The 16,141-nt window shown below is 38.9% G+C and carries 11 protein-coding genes; all 11 read right to left on the bottom strand.

The window, feature by feature from the left end; all coding sequences use genetic code 11:
* Positions 1–21: 21 nt before the first annotated feature.
* Positions 22–1,305, bottom strand: coding sequence for an MFS transporter (locus NTHER_RS11410; RefSeq protein WP_012448663.1), 1,284 nt, complete (start codon positions 1,303–1,305; stop codon positions 22–24).
* A gap of 280 nt (positions 1,306–1,585) precedes the next feature.
* Positions 1,586–2,245, bottom strand: a complete 660-nt coding sequence (locus tag NTHER_RS11415) for a 3-oxoacid CoA-transferase subunit B (protein WP_012448664.1) — start codon at positions 2,243–2,245, stop codon at positions 1,586–1,588.
* A 3-nt stretch (positions 2,246–2,248) separates the two neighbouring features.
* The gene (locus NTHER_RS11420; RefSeq protein ID WP_012448665.1) at positions 2,249–2,905 is read right to left on the bottom strand and encodes a CoA transferase subunit A; all 657 of its coding nucleotides are present in this window, start codon (positions 2,903–2,905) and stop codon (positions 2,249–2,251) included.
* Between the two features lie 29 nt (positions 2,906–2,934).
* Complete coding sequence (locus NTHER_RS11425; protein ID WP_012448666.1) at positions 2,935–4,257, bottom strand: short-chain fatty acid transporter; 1,323 nt, start codon at positions 4,255–4,257, stop codon at positions 2,935–2,937.
* 341 nt (positions 4,258–4,598) lie between these two features.
* Positions 4,599–6,314: a sigma 54-interacting transcriptional regulator gene (locus tag NTHER_RS11430; protein WP_012448667.1), complete on the bottom strand. Its 1,716-nt coding sequence runs from the start codon at positions 6,312–6,314 to the stop codon at positions 4,599–4,601.
* A gap of 77 nt (positions 6,315–6,391) precedes the next feature.
* Positions 6,392–8,089 carry an O-antigen ligase family protein gene (locus NTHER_RS11435; protein ID WP_238526100.1) on the bottom strand — a complete coding sequence of 566 codons (1,698 nt, stop codon included), beginning with the start codon at positions 8,087–8,089 and terminating at the stop codon, positions 6,392–6,394.
* 393 nt (positions 8,090–8,482) lie between these two features.
* Entirely contained in the window at positions 8,483–10,978 is a 2,496-nt protein-coding gene (locus NTHER_RS11440) for an S-layer homology domain-containing protein (protein WP_012448669.1), read from the bottom strand.
* Positions 10,975–13,248 (bottom strand): S-layer homology domain-containing protein, encoded by a 2,274-nt coding sequence (locus NTHER_RS11445; protein WP_012448670.1) that lies wholly within the window; start codon positions 13,246–13,248, stop codon positions 10,975–10,977. The genes NTHER_RS11440 and NTHER_RS11445 overlap by 4 nt, the downstream gene beginning before the upstream one ends.
* Before the next feature lie 280 nt (positions 13,249–13,528).
* Complete coding sequence (locus NTHER_RS11450; RefSeq protein ID WP_012448671.1) at positions 13,529–14,236, bottom strand: DUF554 domain-containing protein; 708 nt, start codon at positions 14,234–14,236, stop codon at positions 13,529–13,531.
* A 259-nt stretch (positions 14,237–14,495) separates the two neighbouring features.
* Complete coding sequence (locus tag NTHER_RS11455) at positions 14,496–15,143, bottom strand: CpsD/CapB family tyrosine-protein kinase (RefSeq protein WP_012448672.1); 648 nt, start codon at positions 15,141–15,143, stop codon at positions 14,496–14,498.
* Between the two features lie 172 nt (positions 15,144–15,315).
* Positions 15,316–16,122 (bottom strand): LCP family protein, encoded by an 807-nt coding sequence (locus NTHER_RS11460; RefSeq protein ID WP_012448673.1) that lies wholly within the window; start codon positions 16,120–16,122, stop codon positions 15,316–15,318.
* Positions 16,123–16,141 lie beyond the last annotated feature (19 nt).

Consider the following 16,141-nt stretch of genomic DNA (forward strand, 5'->3'; position numbering starts at 1 on the left):
ATTTTTGTTATCTATGTTAAATTAATACTTACCATTGACCATCAAACTGCCTTGTCGGGTTTTTCTAATAATAATTGCTGATATGGGCGCTAAAATTGCACCTAATCCTAAAATTATAAATGGTAAACTCCAGTTTTCCGCATGCATGGGATCGGCCCCATTGTTTTGTAAATCCAGAACTACACCAAATACATAGGGTGAAACCACAGTCATCAAATAGCCGGCAGCGGATTGAATTCCCAACATGGTTGATCTCAATCTGAAGTTGACCATCTCTGTTAGACCTGCCTTGTATATTCCTGAATCAGCTACTACCCAAAAACCTATCCAAAAACCAACAAGTGTTACAAAGACAAGGGAATGTCCGTGTAAAAATCCTAAAAACAATTGGGCAACTAGGCTGAATATCGAACACATGAATATGGTCTTACTTCTTCCCCATTTGTCAGCTATTTTCCCCATGACATACACAGCTGGGGCTCCACTCACTATAATCAAAGCTGCTAAAAAGTTACCCAGGGAAACGGCCTCTGCACTGCTATAACCCACTTTAAATGCAGAAGCTGTCATGAATGGACCAATCCAACCCCAGAAGGCATACAGTTCCCACATATGCCCCATATACCCTGCAGTTATAACAGAAGGTCCTACATAACCACCTTCGGGTGCCGGTTTGACATCGGTATTACTATAACTTGACTCGGATTCCTCTGCATCCTGCTTTGTTGATTCTTCGTATGTAGATTCTTCCGGCTCATGGACCATAAAGAAAACTATATAAGCTGCTATAAAAGCAGGAAGGGAAGTAAATAAGATACCGACTTGCCAGCCAAAATTTGATGCTAAAGGACCTGCAATAAAGTACCCTCCGGCATAAGCTAAAGTCATAGCCCCTGTATAGCCGCCAATAACTTTCCCTCGTTCTTTAGGGGGAAACCATTTAGATAAAAGGGCCATTCCCGGAACATATATTGCCCCGGCTGAGAGTCCAGTTAACAGTCTTAAAACGAGAATACTCCAGAAACCACTGCTGAAAAATGTAAAAGCCGTAGAAAAAACTGCTGTACTCAATGTAGCCCAAGCAACCACTTTCTTGTCACCAACTTTGTCAGCAATCCATCCTGATAGAATAACTACAATGACATATCCCATTTGAAAAGCCGATAAGATCATTCCTGTTTGGTCTGATGACAAATTGAAGTCTTTAGCGATATAGTTCATTACTGCTGAAAAGTTATACCAGGGCAAGTAACCTAAGACCATGGAGATTACCATTAATATAAAGATTTTTGTCCGTTGTTGCATAAATAACTCCCCTTTGAATTTAGGTTGTATTATTGTATGATGTCTGCTGGTCATACCAGTTACTCATCAATATTCTCTGAGATTATAAAAATTCCTCCCTTAATTTTTAAATTTTTTAAATATTAATTTATTTAAGCGGCCTCAACCCGTTTCACTGTGGGCTTTAGCCGCTTAAAAAATTTTGTTTACTTATTCCATTTTATTTAAGTCAATAACCTTTCCGTATCTCGCAGTTCCATGTTAAGGTTTCTGCAACCCTTGGTGTGAAATGGAATCCCATTTATTTCAAAACACCGATATTATCAGGAATTATCAAATTAGCTTCAGTATTTTCAACCACTTCATCTACTGTGGAATGTTCGGCGACTTCCAGTAGAACAGCACCTTCTGAAGTGATTTCTATAACTGCTAAATCTGTAACAATTAAATCTACTTCCTTTTCAGCAGTCAGAGGTAAGTTACATTGCTTTAAAATCTTGGGTTCTCCGTTTTTATTAACATGATCTGTTGCAATAATAACTTTTTTAGCACCAACTACAAGATCCATAGCCCCTCCCATACCAGGCACAATTTTTCCAGGGACCATCCAATTTGCCAAATTACCTTTTTCATCAACTTCCAAAGCTCCTAGTACAGTCGAATCTAAGTGCCCACCTCTAATTATACTAAATGATTCTGCACTATCAAAAGACGTACCTCCAGGTAAAATAGATACAGGTTGACCACCTGCATTTGTTAAATCTGGATCTTCTTGACCTTCTTCAGGAGTAGGCCCTACACCTGCTATTCCATTTTCGGATTGAATAGTTATGTTTTGCTCTTCATCAATAAAATTTGCCACTAGTGTGGGCATTCCAATGCCTAGATTCACAACTTCTCCTGTCTGAAACTCTCTTGCAATTCGCCTTGCTATTAGATTTCGTCTTTCATTCTTATCCATAATTTACCCCTCCTCTCTTTTTACTAAATAATCTACATATACGCTAGGAGTATGAATATCATCTGGGTCAAAGGATGATGCCGGTTCTATACTTCCTACTTCTGCTATAACTATTTTTGCTGCTTTTGCCATAAGTGGGTTGAAATTACGAGCAGAAAGACGATATCTTAAATTACCAAATTCATCAGCTTGTTCAGCTTTAATTAACGCTACATCTGCTGTTAAAGATTCGGCTAAAATGTAGTCTTTTCTATTTATTTTTATTTTTTGTTTTCCTTCTTCTGCTACAGTACCGATACCTGTAGGAGTTAATATTCCTCCTAAACCTGCTCCACCTGCTCTGATTTGTTCTGCCAAAGTTCCTTGAGGTACTAGGTTTACATCCAGTTCATCGTTATGCATTTTTTCTCCTGTATATTTGTTTGTACCAATGTGGGAAACGAAAACTTTTGAAAATTGATCATTTACAACTAAACGCCCAATCCCTTTCTCTGGATAACTGGTATCGTTTGCAATTAATGTTAAATCCTTAACACCTTTATCCTCTAGTGCATCGACTAATGTTTCTGGAGTACCTGTCGCAAGAAAACCTCCTATCATAACTGTCATACCATCAAATATCTTTTCAACACTCTCTTTAGCACTTAAAATTTGTTTCATAATAGCTTCACCACCTAATTAGATTTTGCTTAAAATATGAGTAATCCAAAGATTATAATTACGCCTGAAAATAAGAGGGCCATTAGACAATAACCCATTATGTCTCTTGCACCCAATCCTGCAATTCCAAGGGCGGGAAGTGCCCAGAAAGGTTGTATCATATTAGTCCAAGCGTCACCCCAAGCTACTGCCATACATGTTTTTGCAACATCTACTCCCATTTCAAGTGAAGCAGGTAGCATTATTGGTGCTTGAACTGCCCATTGACCACCTCCAGAAGGAACAAAGAAGTTTACAATACCAGCACTTAAGAATGAAAATATAGGGAAAGTGGTTTCAGTAGACATATTTACAAGTCCTTGTGAAATCACAGCTGCTAGGCCAGAAGCAGTCATCATACCCATGATACCAGCATAAAACGGAAATTGAATAATGATCCCACTAGCTGCTTTTGCAGCTTCAGGTAGTGCCTTAAGATACTGTTTAGGTGTCCCATGAAGTAAGATCCCAACAAATAAGAATATAAAGTTAACAATGTTCAATCCAAGGGTCCCTTCTTCTATCAAAAAATAATATCCGATATAAGCAAGTCCCATTATACCAATGATTAAAGAGATGGCTTTGCTATTTTCTATGCGGTCAGCCACTGTTTCCAATTCATTTTCTTCATCAGTAGCGCTGACTTCATCTTCTAATAAAGATGCATCGATTTCTACTACTTCTTCCTTTTTAGGCATCATTGCCTTATTTAATAAAGGAAGCATCACTATAACTGCCGCAGATATAATCAGGTTTTCAATAGAAAAAATTGTTTCACTTGTACTAATAACACCTACCAGTTCTTCAAAATCATGGCCTTCAGTTGCAACAGCTAAGGGTACAGAAGCGGAAAATCCAGCGTGCCAAACCAAAAAGCCAGAATAAGCACTAGCTATTACAAGCCGATAGTCTAAGCCTCGAACAACTTTAGCCATTTCTTTTGCAAACAATGCTCCAACAACCAAACCAAATCCCCAGTTAATCCAACAAGCAACAGCAGATATAAAAGACACCATTACTATAGCCTGAGTTGGATTGTTAGGTATAGAAGCCCCATAATTCAAGATTCTCTTAATAGGCCTACTATTAGCCATAACATGTCCAGTTACAAGGACCAAAGCCATCTGCATGGCAAACTCCAGTAAGTTCCAAAAACCATCGCCCCAATAAATCACCATATCTCCGGGACCAGAATCAGTAGCTACAATACCTAAAACAAAAACAATCAAGGTCAAAATAATAGCAAATAAGAACGGTGCAGGTAAGTACTTTTGCATTAGATGAACAAAAAAGCGAGCTAAACGATTAAGCAAAATAAAACCTCCTTTGTCATATTTTTTGAATTTATAATTAGTATATTGCAATTTATATGCCAATTTTTTAAAAAGCGTCTTATTTGTCTGTTAATTCACAAGGAAACTAAAATATTGGAGTTTTTAAAAAATACATTATATTGAAGTTAATATTTTTAATACTGTCAAAATGCTAAAATTATTCATTGATAAATCAAAACCGATACATTATTGAATAATTTCTATGCCATAATATTTAGTAACTAATTTATTTCCGACTATCACGAGATTTTTCTAACTAAATAAAAAGCCGAAACCGATACATTTTTGTATCAGTTTCGGCTTTTTTATAACAGATCTTATTAACTTATTAAATCTTTATTCAGGTTATGTTTTTTTATTTTTCTTACTACCGTTGGCTGTGACACTCCTAGTTTTTCAGCAGTTTCTCTAGTAGTTTGTGAATCTCCTAATGCTCGTTTTAACATATTTTTTTCGACTTCATTCAATGCTTCAGAAAGTGACATGTTTATTGATGTATCGCTAGTATGATGAGCTAGTCCAGGCAAGTCAGTTTCTTCTATAAGATTTTTAGATACCATAATAATTAATCTCTCAATCATATTATTTAGCTCTCTAACATTACCTAGCCAATTATATTTTATCAATTGATTTAAGGCTTCCGTAGAAAATCCTTTATTAATATTATATTTATTATTATACTTTCTTGTAAAATGTCTAATTAAAAATGGGATATCTTCAGAACGTTCTCGCAATGGGGGTATGTATATTGGAACAACGCTTATCCGATAGTATAAATCTTCCCGAAATTTGTCTTCAGATACCAATTTATTCAGATTTTGATTAGTACATGCTAATATCCGAACATCCATTTTTTTAGGCTTGACCCCGCCAACTCGATAAATTTCCTGATCTTGAAGTGCTCTCAGCAATTTCACCTGTAAGTTTTTCGAAAGTTCACCTATTTCATCCAGCAATAAAGTCCCACCATCGGCCATTTCAAATTTTCCGGGCTTACCTTTTTGAGAAGCACCGGTAAAAGAACCAGGTGCATAACCAAATAGCTCACTTTCTAATAAATTCTCAGGTATTGCTCCGCAGTTAATTTTTACAAAAGGATCTTCTTTTCTGTTGCTCTGTTGATGAATATATTTAGCAATCACTTCCTTACCCACTCCAGTTTCCCCAGTTATAAGAACTGTTGAGTCAAATAAAGCTACTCTAGCAGATTGGTCCAGTATATTTTTCATCACTTTACTCTTAGCTATGACTTCACCTTCACCTAGCTTGATTTCCATTTCAGTTAATTTTTCTTTATAGTGTTGAGTTAAAACTTGGGTCCGCTCTAATTCTTGCTTTAAACTTAATAGTTCAGAAATATCTCTGACATTAGTTACTACCTTTGTGATATTTCCATCACTATCAAACACCGGATTACCAGTAACCATGACTTTTTTTCCAGAAAATAATTCGTGCATTAATGTTACCCGTTCTTTTTGTTCTAATACTTTTAAGGTTACAGATTCCGAGCAAAATCCTTCTTCTTCCAATTTCTTCATATGCCTTCCTACTACTTCTTCTGCTCTGGCACCGGAAATGCGCTCGTAAGAACTATTTATCATGATAGTATAACCTTCACCATCTGTTATCCAAAAACCATCATAAGAAGATTCAATAATTGCTCTTAACTCATCATTTATTGCTTTAGTTTTGGCAAGTTCTTGGGATATGTGTTCTAATTCCGAGATATCTTGAAAAACCCCTAGAGCCCCAATTACTTGCCCATCCTTTATAATAGGCGAACGATTTGTCAACATAGTTTTATTATTAAATTGTCCTTTTTCCGATGAGTAAGTTTTTTCTGTTTCCATGACCTTGAATAATTCAGTTTTCGGAATTACATCTCGAATGTCTTTTCCTATTGCCTTTTCTTTTGATATGTTTAATAACTCACTAGCAGATCTGTTGAAGAGCATGATCTCCCCCGCCCTATTTATAGCTATAATCCCATTATAGACCGATTCCAAAACTGAATCTATATCAAAATTCTGACTCATCAATAACCAGCCCCCCCTCCTGTTAATAAAGACTATTAACAATTTGAAAGACCATAAAATTGTCCTTAATCTGTATTTTAATAAAGTTTATAAAGCGTTTCTTTTAACCATCCATATATTTCCTTCGCTTCATCTTCCATTTTTTCCTTTATTTCCTGATACTCTTCTTCTTTTTCGTCCAAATCATGATACATCAAGGCAAGATAAGGAAGTAACTCACCTTCCCAGGAGAGGTCCGCTTCTTCTGCAAGCTCTTTGGCTTTTTCATATTTTCCTTGCTCATCACCTTCAAGGTCATCACTTTCAAGATGTCCTAAAAGAACATACGCTTTGAAAACCTCCTGATCAAAATCCCGAGACTGGGAATTGTACTCTAAAAACTCCTCCCGGAACTCAATCAATTCCTGCAACCTTTCCTGACCCTCTCGGTATTTTTCCTGGAACAGATAGGTTTCGCTTACAGATATCAAAGCTTCGGTATACACTAGATACTTGTCCTCATTATAAGGTTGGTTCTGATAAGCCCTTTTTAGATGCTCAAGTCCACCTTCTATATCACCTATCCGAAGCATAAACTGACCGTAATTTCTGTTTAAAACAGCATCTTCAGGGTTTAGCTCGATGGCCCGGTCTGCATGTTGGACTGCTTTTCTAATATTGTCTTCATTGGAGGTTTCCTGGTATAGCCCTTCATAAGCCTGGACCAAACTAAAGTGATAGTCATAGTTAAGGGAATCGTATTTCACTGCCTTTTCATAGGTGGGGATAGCCGTACCCCAAAATTCAAGTTCCATGGCAGAAAGGGCCTCTTCCCCTTGTCTGTAACCGTAAAACATGGTACTAGAATAAACTAACAATCCAATACAAACCACAAAAACAGCATATCTCACACCTTGATGCCATTTATAAAATCTTTTATCCCCTTTTTCCTGATCCTGTCCTTTCTCTTCCTCGGACTGGCCCAATTCACTTGACTCCTCCAGTTTCATTTGATCCGACATTTGATCCGATTGTGCTGACCTATCCGACCGGTTCGAATCAATAACCTCTCGGTAATAAAAAGTTACCAGTCCAAAGAGGGCCCAGAGATATACTGAAACAGCTCCCAGGGACAAGTTGAAATCAATCAAACTGTGACCTCCAAGGGCCAGTGCCGCTACAAAGACACCGGCAGCGGGATACAACTCGCGAGCAGTTCCCCTTCGCCGGATAACAAGCAACTGATATATCAGTCCAGCCCAAATCCCCCCGAAGATAATCATCCCGGGGATGCCTGTCTCGACTCCTATCTGAAATATATGGGAATGGACTTTGGAAGAGGTGTAATCCCTCTCCATATACTGGGGATATAAAGGATCCCAGCCTCCACCTCCTACACCAAAGGGATGGTCTTCTATAATATCCCAGGCAGTTTCCATGAGCTCTACTCTTGTGGTAAATCCAGTTTCATCAAAATCCACCCTATCAATTCTGTCCTGTACCGTTTCGGGCATGTATCCCAGGGCCTTTTCATAATTAGTTGCTCCATACATTGAACCGACCAGGATAATCACTGCTAACAAGGTAATCATACTGTACTTAACTGCCTTCTTTTCAATCTTCTCCACACCCTTAAAAAAGTAGGAAAATGCAAAGGTCAGGATAAAAGAGGCCATAACACCGTAGCCAATATAATGCCAACCGGCTGCTGAATTTTCTTCAATAGCTTCCCAAACAGGTAAAGCAGATACTAAAACTATCCCTGCAGGGATAGCAGCATACACAAAGGAATTCAAAAACCTTTTCAAGTTAAGGAACCAGTATATTAGTAAAATCACAGGAAAGTACAACCACGCCCACTTTTTAGAATAACTATAATTGTCCCACTAATAATCTTAAAAGACACTATTTACATTTATATAAGTTTATCTTAATAAGTAGTTGTTGTCAATAAAAGGTGTAAAATGTCGAAAACACAAACAATTTCACTTAAAAGCTTCCCCTAATTTAAAAATCCCCCCGTGTGATCAGGTGGAAGGATGTTAGGGGGGTCAAATGGAGGTTAAAAAAAAGCTGTCCAGGGTGTGATATGACATCACTGGACAGCCAAAAGTTTAACTATAAAAAATCAAAATCCCTTCATATAAGAGTGAAAACTCATTCGTGTTAGCAATTTCTCTCGGTGGCATTTAATTTTTCATATCACCGAGTTCTTCATCCAGTTGATACAAAATAGTGATGGCCTCGGCACGGCTTAATTTTTCCTGGGGTGAAAATTCTTGGCCGTCGCCATTCATTATACCCAAGCCAGTAACCAGGCCAACGTAATCCCGAAGTTCGGGAGAGATTTCATCCTGGTCTTGATAGTCCATACTGAAGGTTAAGTCATTATGCATTAGAAGTTCCAGATCCAAAGTCTTTATTATCAACTGGGCCATTTCTTCCCTGGTTACCTTTTCATCAGCGGGAAAACGATCCTGATCCTTGTCAAATATCCCCTCATCAGCTGTCAGCTGTATCTCGTCAAATTTAGGATGATTCTTATGAACATTGTTAAAATAAGGCTCTTCCGGAATATCAGGACCGTAACCAGTGTCCTGAACACTAATCAAATAAGCGAGCATTACACTAAGCTCTTCCTTAGTGATGTCCGCATCAGAATGCAGCTGACCCTCTCTAAGGGGAAGCATTCCTTGGGCCAGGCCAAGCTCTAAATATGTTGCGGCCCAGTGATCGTCGTCTACGAGTTGAAAGATATCTTCTTCTATGAAAGGACTGCCATCGTAGCGATAAACCTCTCCCGTCTCAGCTTCGATATAAGGGGCACTACTTAAACGATCTATCTGCTGTACATAAGGTTTAAGCTGATAAACCGGGCGCATCTCGTATTTTACATCTTCTTCCGCTATCTGGCGCACATCTGTCACCAATTCACCTTCTTCGGAGATTGTTTTAGGTGCATAGGTAATTTCTATGTCCAACTCTGAAAGCAGTTGTTCCCGTGCATCTTGTTTGCTCATATTCACCTCTTCAGGGTCCTGTAAACTCTCTCGATCAATATCCGCTGTACGCAAAGTATTGAGAAATCCAGTGGCCTGATCAAGCATCACATGATAACCACTGGCCTCTACGGGAATATTATCGATTATCCTGATTAATTCCGCGCCTCTAAAAGTCCTACCAGGTTCGTGTTCTCCAGGATCCTCCACAATTTGATGCTCATGGGGTTCATCAGCATCTTGGGTAACAGTTAGATTCCAACTGTCAAGCAATTTCTTATCTTGGGAAGGTTTAGGTCTCATATTTTCAACCAAGTCTTGGGAAATTTCGCTTAGATCCAGCCTTTCCGGGCGGTCACCAACCAGCTCTAATAGTTGTGCTTCACCTCTAGGCCGAAACTCAAAGCCGATGATATCTCCACTTTCAGTACAGGCTTTCACTCTTAAATGTCTCAGAGAACGGATTTCTTCATGGCTGAAAGTCATTTCATAGACTTCCCGGGCTTCGGCCCTTTCGACAATAGGCCGCCTAATGCTCCGAATACTAGTTCTATCTAATTCAACATCTTCTATTCCCAGATAGTGAAGAAACTCCTTACCCCTGTCTGCAGTATAATCTTCATCTATTTCTTTCTGATCCGGGGGGGTCTCTCCCTGAAGCTCGATAGCATACTGTTCTAAGAACTTATCAGTTAACCTTCCGTCCTGGGTCAGTGTTTCAGCAATATTCTCGTGCTCTATCTGTTCAAAATTAGTGACTAGTTCACCTTCATTAACATCTACTGAATAACCTCTATTAAGATAACCTCTGGAATCGACATCTACCTGGCCAAAGAAGGTAAAATACAGTTTCCCCGAATCAAGTTCTGTATTCCGGGCATTGTTCATATATACCAGCTGCAAGGGAAGTTGCTCTTTAAAGATTTCCATGGCTTTCTCCGCTTTTATAGCTTTGTCTTTTACGGGAACAAATCGGTCAACATCGGTAAAGTCTTTATTGATGCTAAAAAGTTCACCATTTATGGCATTGATCACAATAGTTATACCTTCACCCTTAACCGGAATATCATTGTACTGTCTGGAAAATTCAAACTGATAGTAAGAATTGTAGCTGCGCTCATCGTCTATTCTTCGGTTAATTATGGGTTCCGGGTCAAGATAACCCTGGTCTAACAGATCGGGATACAGTTTCTTTAGATAGTCTATGGCTTTTTCTTTTGCCTCAGCAGTAGTTATCTGGGCCAGAGTGGGTTCTCGCCTGGGAACATGGGAATCAAGCCTGACGATTCGTTCATTTTCTAAATTATATACAACTGAAATGCTGTGGTTATCGTCCTGGTACTTAAATCGCTTATGTCCTTCTTCTCGATATTCATCGACATCATCGAGCCGATAACCATCCAAAATATCCAGTTTCGACCTGATCTTATCATCTACTCGTGTCAGCTCCTGGTCTAGCTCATCACTTTTATCAGGTTCCTGTTCTTCTTCCACTGTTTCCTTTTCTACGGCATTAGGCGCTTCTTCCACAACTTCTTCTAATTCGGGTTCTGCTGCAAAAGTTTGGTTTCCTAGTCCGAAAAAAGAACCGACGATCAACCATATAGCCATGGTGGCTAAGATTAAGCCCAGTCTCGAGTTATTTCTAGGGCTTAGCTTTGAGCTTACAGTTATTATTCTTCTCATTGTACAAACCTCCCTAATCCAACCAATCTATCAAAAACTTGGGCCATTTCGTTTCTGGTCACAGACTCCTGGGGTCTAAATTCACTATCTTTCAGGGAGATAATATCTAAACCCACTGTTAAGAGCACATGATTTTCAGTCTGATTATGGATCTCTTCCTGATCGGAAATTTGATAGTCTAGTTCCATATTATCCAGTTCAGCCACTTCCTGTAAATTCATGGCCTTGACTAGCATAGTGGCCAACTCTTCCCTGGTAATATTTTGGTCAGGTTTGAATTTATCCCCATCTTCACCTGCAAGGATTTGTTCAGGAATTAATCCCTGTTCGTAAATATCTTCAATGATAGCACAGTCGGGATGGTCCTTTTCCACATCAGTAAATACATCGCCTTCCGTATCATGGGATCCTCGGTGCCCACCGGATGGCGGGACGCGATCCCTGGCCTCACCCGTCAAAGACTTAATTAAGCGAGCAGCTTCCCCTTTAGTGACTGTTTTTTCGGCATCAATCACCTGGCTTTCTTCAGGGACAATCACGTTTACTGCATGAAGCCATTCAATCAGCTTATCATTATCAGCATTGTTGATCTCCAGGGGATCTGTATACATTTGTGCCCTTGACCTTCCTTCTAGCTCACCGGTGATAGCGTTGATGGCATCATGATCGTAATTAATAAACTCAAAGTAAAATTCTCCTTCATGTCCATAGAAGGGTTGAATTTCAGTGTCTTCCAGATAAGTTTTCAAGGCTTCTTCCATATCAATTAAATCCTCTGGTTTATCGATATCTTCTTTGAAAACAGGCATATTAACAGTGAGATTGTTAAGCTTTCCCGTTTCCTGACAAAGGACTAGATGTATATGTGATCTATTAAGGGGCAGTCCATAAGCCTTCATAGGAAAATTGACCCTGTACAAATCACCGAAGTGCTCTTCTCGTTCTGTTATAGTAGCTTCACTGTAGTCCAGATAATCTAAAAACTCTGGGGTCAACTTGGTTAGATATTTCTCAGCTACTTGTTCAAAGTTTGCTTCTGTTTCATCTTCTGCCAGCTCTGTCAAGGCTTGAGCAAGTTGTTCGCTATACTCCTCATCTCCTACTGAAATCAGAGGGTCGTCGGTCATGGGCTTCACGTCAATTTTGTTTAGATAACCACGGTTTTTCTCAATATTGACGTCTAAAACCACATCAGGATCCTCGACCTGATAATCAGTACTGACACGTTCAATTTCTAATGGACCGCTTCTTAAGGTTCCGCCTGAGCCTGTTTGAGAAGGTTCACCTTCAACATCGAAGGCTGATGATACTACTTCTTCCACCTTATTAGAGAGCCTAGCTTGATCCCTTCGATCCAGAGGCTCATCAAGTCTGTCAATCTCCAGAGCACCCATATCCAAATCTACTTCGGGCTTTGAGTTTTTGATCTCTTCCAAATCTTTGGTTTCGCCATCAAAATCTAGATACTCTCCCGTCTCTGCATCTATTTTGGCATCATTGCCTACAATGGGACTGTACTGTAGATCAATTTTTTCATTTCGATAATCAATGTCGTATTCCAGTTCTGCTCCCGCCTGAATAAAGAGGTCTTCGGCCTTGTCTTTGTCTATAACATGATCAACTTCCTCAAATTCCAAATCTGAATCATAATTATTTAAAAAACGCGTAACTTCTCCCGTTCGTGAACTGACGTATACGGTAAATTCATTGTTTGATCCGTAACCATCGTAGAGCTGGCGAAAAGTAAAGTTGTGAGACAGATTTGTACCATAATGATGAACTTTTTCACTAGGTGAAATCTCCTGGGTCAGTAGTTCAAATTCTCCCAGTTCTTCAAGATCATAATCCGCTCGTTTCAGAAATTCCCTGGCAATTTCTTCACTTTTCTGATGAGTTACGTATTTGGGATCTTCTACTTCCAGTTCTCTCATGAGCATTGTAAAACTTTCTAAATTCTTATTTTCATCACAAATATAGACATTCGTACTATAATACTTATCTTCTACTTCTTGGGGCGTTTCAAACCCTAATTGCCATCTCCCAAAGTTATCATTGAAGTCTGCTCTTTCCAGCTCTAAATCCTGGGTTGTGGGAATAAGTTCTTCCACTAGTTGAATCACTTCTTCCTCGGTCAAGTTTGCATCTTTTTGTTCTGCTTCTATTACGGGATGAGGTTCTGCTTCTTTTAAAACCGCTGTTTCTCCTAATCCAGGGGCCAACCAGGAGGAGATCAAAAAAGTTGCTCCTAGTAACACTGTGATTAATCTCAAAATAATACCTCCTTAGGAACTTGCTTTATTTATTTGTAGGGCCTCTTCTAATAGCAGGTTAATGAAGGTCAGGAGAGAGCCCAACATTAGTTTTTACGTTTAAGGTGGTTCAAAGTGTTTTTAATGGTAATATATTCCATACATAATATGAATTATACCTTATATTATGCGTCTGTTCAAATTTGTGAATTTTAATGCAAATAAAAAAGAGCCCTCAAAAGGCTCCTTTATGTTTCATTCCATTCATATGTTGTATTCACATGTTTTCATTTAAATATTTTTAAAACACGAAATTTGCGATGACAGCGGCAACCAGAATTGCAGGCAGGAGATTAGCTATTTTAATTTGGGTAACCTCTAAAACATTCAATCCAATAGCCATTATCAATATTCCTCCTACAGAGCTCATCTCGGCTACTACTTCATCGGATAGATAATCCGAAACTCCGCTGGCAAACACGGCAATAAAACCCTGATATATAAAGACCGGTAGAGCGGAAAATGCTACTCCCAGCCCCAAGCTGGATGTAAAGGCAATGGCAGTCACACCATCTATGGCTGACTTGGTGTACAAAATTTCATGATTGCTATTTAAGCCACTTTCCAGAGAACCTACTACAGCCAGTGCTCCTACACAGTAAATTAAGCTGGCAAAAACAAAACCTTCCGTAAACTGGCCTTCTTCACTGCCAAACCTGGCTTTTAATTTGTCTCCAAAGGAATTTAGGCGTTGTTCTACCTTGGCCAGTTCTCCTAAAATTCCTCCCAGAACTAAACTGAAAATAGCTATTAACATCTCTTGTCCCTCAAAGGCCATGGAAAGGCCAAGATACAAGACAACCAGCCCCATACCCTGAAGGACGGTGTTTTTCATCTGTTCCGGAACACCTTTTTTCAAGACCAGCCCTAAAACCGCCCCGGCTATAATTGCAATCACATTAACTACAGTACCCTGTAATGCATCACCTAGTTCCAATATTAAGGGCATGTAAAACCCTCCCACCTGTCACTTGTAGAATTTAATTAACTAAAGTTAAAAGTCGCTAAAATTTCAATGATATATGTTAGTCTAATACAGTCAACAGAGTTTGTAAATAAGTTTTTCCATATTAATTAGGAGTGGAAGAAAAGCTTTCTGTTGCCGTTTTACGTTAAACAGCAACAGAAAGCCACTGTTTTAGCTGTAGGAGCATCCAGAATATGTCAATGCTATCTATTGGGCTAACTGCAGTCTAACCTAGTTCAAGCTAATTGAAAACCACTCCTAGAACTTTGCCTTGCAGTTTGTCAAGCTGATTTTGAGTATCATCTTCCTTGCTTTCATCATCCTCACTATTACTGCTAGCTTCTTGAGAGCTCACTACCAGGACGATACCCTCCAGATAGCTGGCGAAAGTTGACAGGTCCGTCTCCTCATAGACACATGGTGCATCAATAACAATTGTATGATACTTCTGGGACAACTGTTGTAATAAGGCTTGTCCAGATTGAGAGTTTAACTGGTCAAGGGGATACTTGGGAAGTGAACCTATAGTAAGGATATCAGGATAATCTGTATCTAGAAAATCCACGGGTTTATCCATAAAGGATTCAGGTCTTTGAATTACCTTTGATAACTGAAGGCTGGAATTGTCTATTACATCGAAAAAACCAGGATTGTCTTGTACCCCGAACAGACTGTGCTGAGATGGCTCCTGAAAATCACAGTCTATCAGTAGGATTTTTCTGTCATTTCTACAATCGTTAATGGCAAGTTTGGCAGCTACTGTTGACTTTCCCGTGTTGTCCTCTGAACTTGTCACCATTACACTTTTTAAATTTTGCTTAATTCGATATAACTCCAGGTTTGTTTTCTTTTTTTCATTGCTAAATGGGAAATCGGAAGGAGTTTTCAATAGTACTTTTCACCCCTTTTCAAGTATTCTGGTCCAACTCCTCGTTAATAAATTTAGGAATTATGTTCCATAATTTTCTAGTACCAATATACATGATTTTAGCCTGCTCGTAATGTGACTTTATTCCTATCTTTTAAAATTTATATGTCTAAATATTGTTGAATTTACGTTATCAAAGCTCCTCTTTCCATTCCAGCAGCTCCTCTAAATTAATATCTGTCTCTACATTCCCCTGGAACTCAAAAAATAGATCCATCATATTATCACGGTCTAGTTCTATCTGATCTTTGAGTTCATCTTCGATGCCATCCTCTTCTAAAGCATCTACATTTAAGTTATCAATGTCTATATTTTTTTGTCTGCAGACATTTTTCAGGGTTTCTTCATTGGTTCGAACATAATTATCCGGATACTGTCCTGTTAACAATTCTACAGCGTACTTCACCAAAACATGTTTACCTAGGTTATGTAGCTCTTTCAGTGGCTGAATGCCCTTGTCTGAGATGTGCAATTGTTCAGATACGGGAATTCCAATGAGATCAATCTCTCGCTCGGATATATTCACAGCTGCGTACATTATTGTTTCAATTTCGTCACTATCATCTTCTAATGTATAAAAGAGAATATGTTTCGGGGCTTGTGATATCTGATATAGAGGTGAATCATGTTCATGGATTTTTTTGTTTTGGTTGTCCTCCAGATCATCTGGGTTAGAAGAGTTTGTGGAATTTGGACTGTAATTTTCTCGGTCCTTTTGGTCTTCTCGGCCCTCTGCTCGATCGTATGAGTTATCAGTTGAATTATCCGGGCTATCTTTTGGAATAGAAAGATCCTTCTGGGAGAATTCTCGGGAAAGCTCAGATTCACTTTCTCCATCCTCTCCAGGTTGTAGATCATCCAAAAACAAATAAAAGTTGACAAAGATGATCCCAATTGCTAATAAGATTAATAAAGAAAACACCAGGGTGGTTTTATTCATACTAGCTCCTCCTATGGCT

It is taken from the genome of Natranaerobius thermophilus JW/NM-WN-LF (assembly GCF_000020005.1).
Taxonomy (GTDB): domain Bacteria; phylum Bacillota; class Natranaerobiia; order Natranaerobiales; family Natranaerobiaceae; genus Natranaerobius; species Natranaerobius thermophilus.

Bases quoted from the DNA above. Each gene is read 5' to 3' on its own strand.
- NTHER_RS11420 (WP_012448665.1), bottom strand. From the start codon at position 2,905: ATGAAACAAATTTTAAGTGCTAAAGAGAGTGTTGAAAAGATATTTGAT.
- NTHER_RS11460 (WP_012448673.1), bottom strand. From the start codon at position 16,122: ATGAATAAAACCACCCTGGTGTTTTCTTTATTAATCTTATTAGCAATT.
- NTHER_RS11415 (WP_012448664.1), bottom strand. From the start codon at position 2,245: ATGGATAAGAATGAAAGACGAAATCTAATAGCAAGGCGAATTGCAAGA.
- NTHER_RS11440 (WP_012448669.1), bottom strand. From the start codon at position 10,978: ATGAGAAGAATAATAACTGTAAGCTCAAAGCTAAGCCCTAGAAATAAC.
- NTHER_RS11430 (WP_012448667.1), bottom strand. From the start codon at position 6,314: ATGAGTCAGAATTTTGATATAGATTCAGTTTTGGAATCGGTCTATAAT.
- NTHER_RS11410 (WP_012448663.1), bottom strand. From the start codon at position 1,305: ATGCAACAACGGACAAAAATCTTTATATTAATGGTAATCTCCATGGTC.
- NTHER_RS11450 (WP_012448671.1), bottom strand. From the start codon at position 14,236: ATGCCCTTAATATTGGAACTAGGTGATGCATTACAGGGTACTGTAGTT.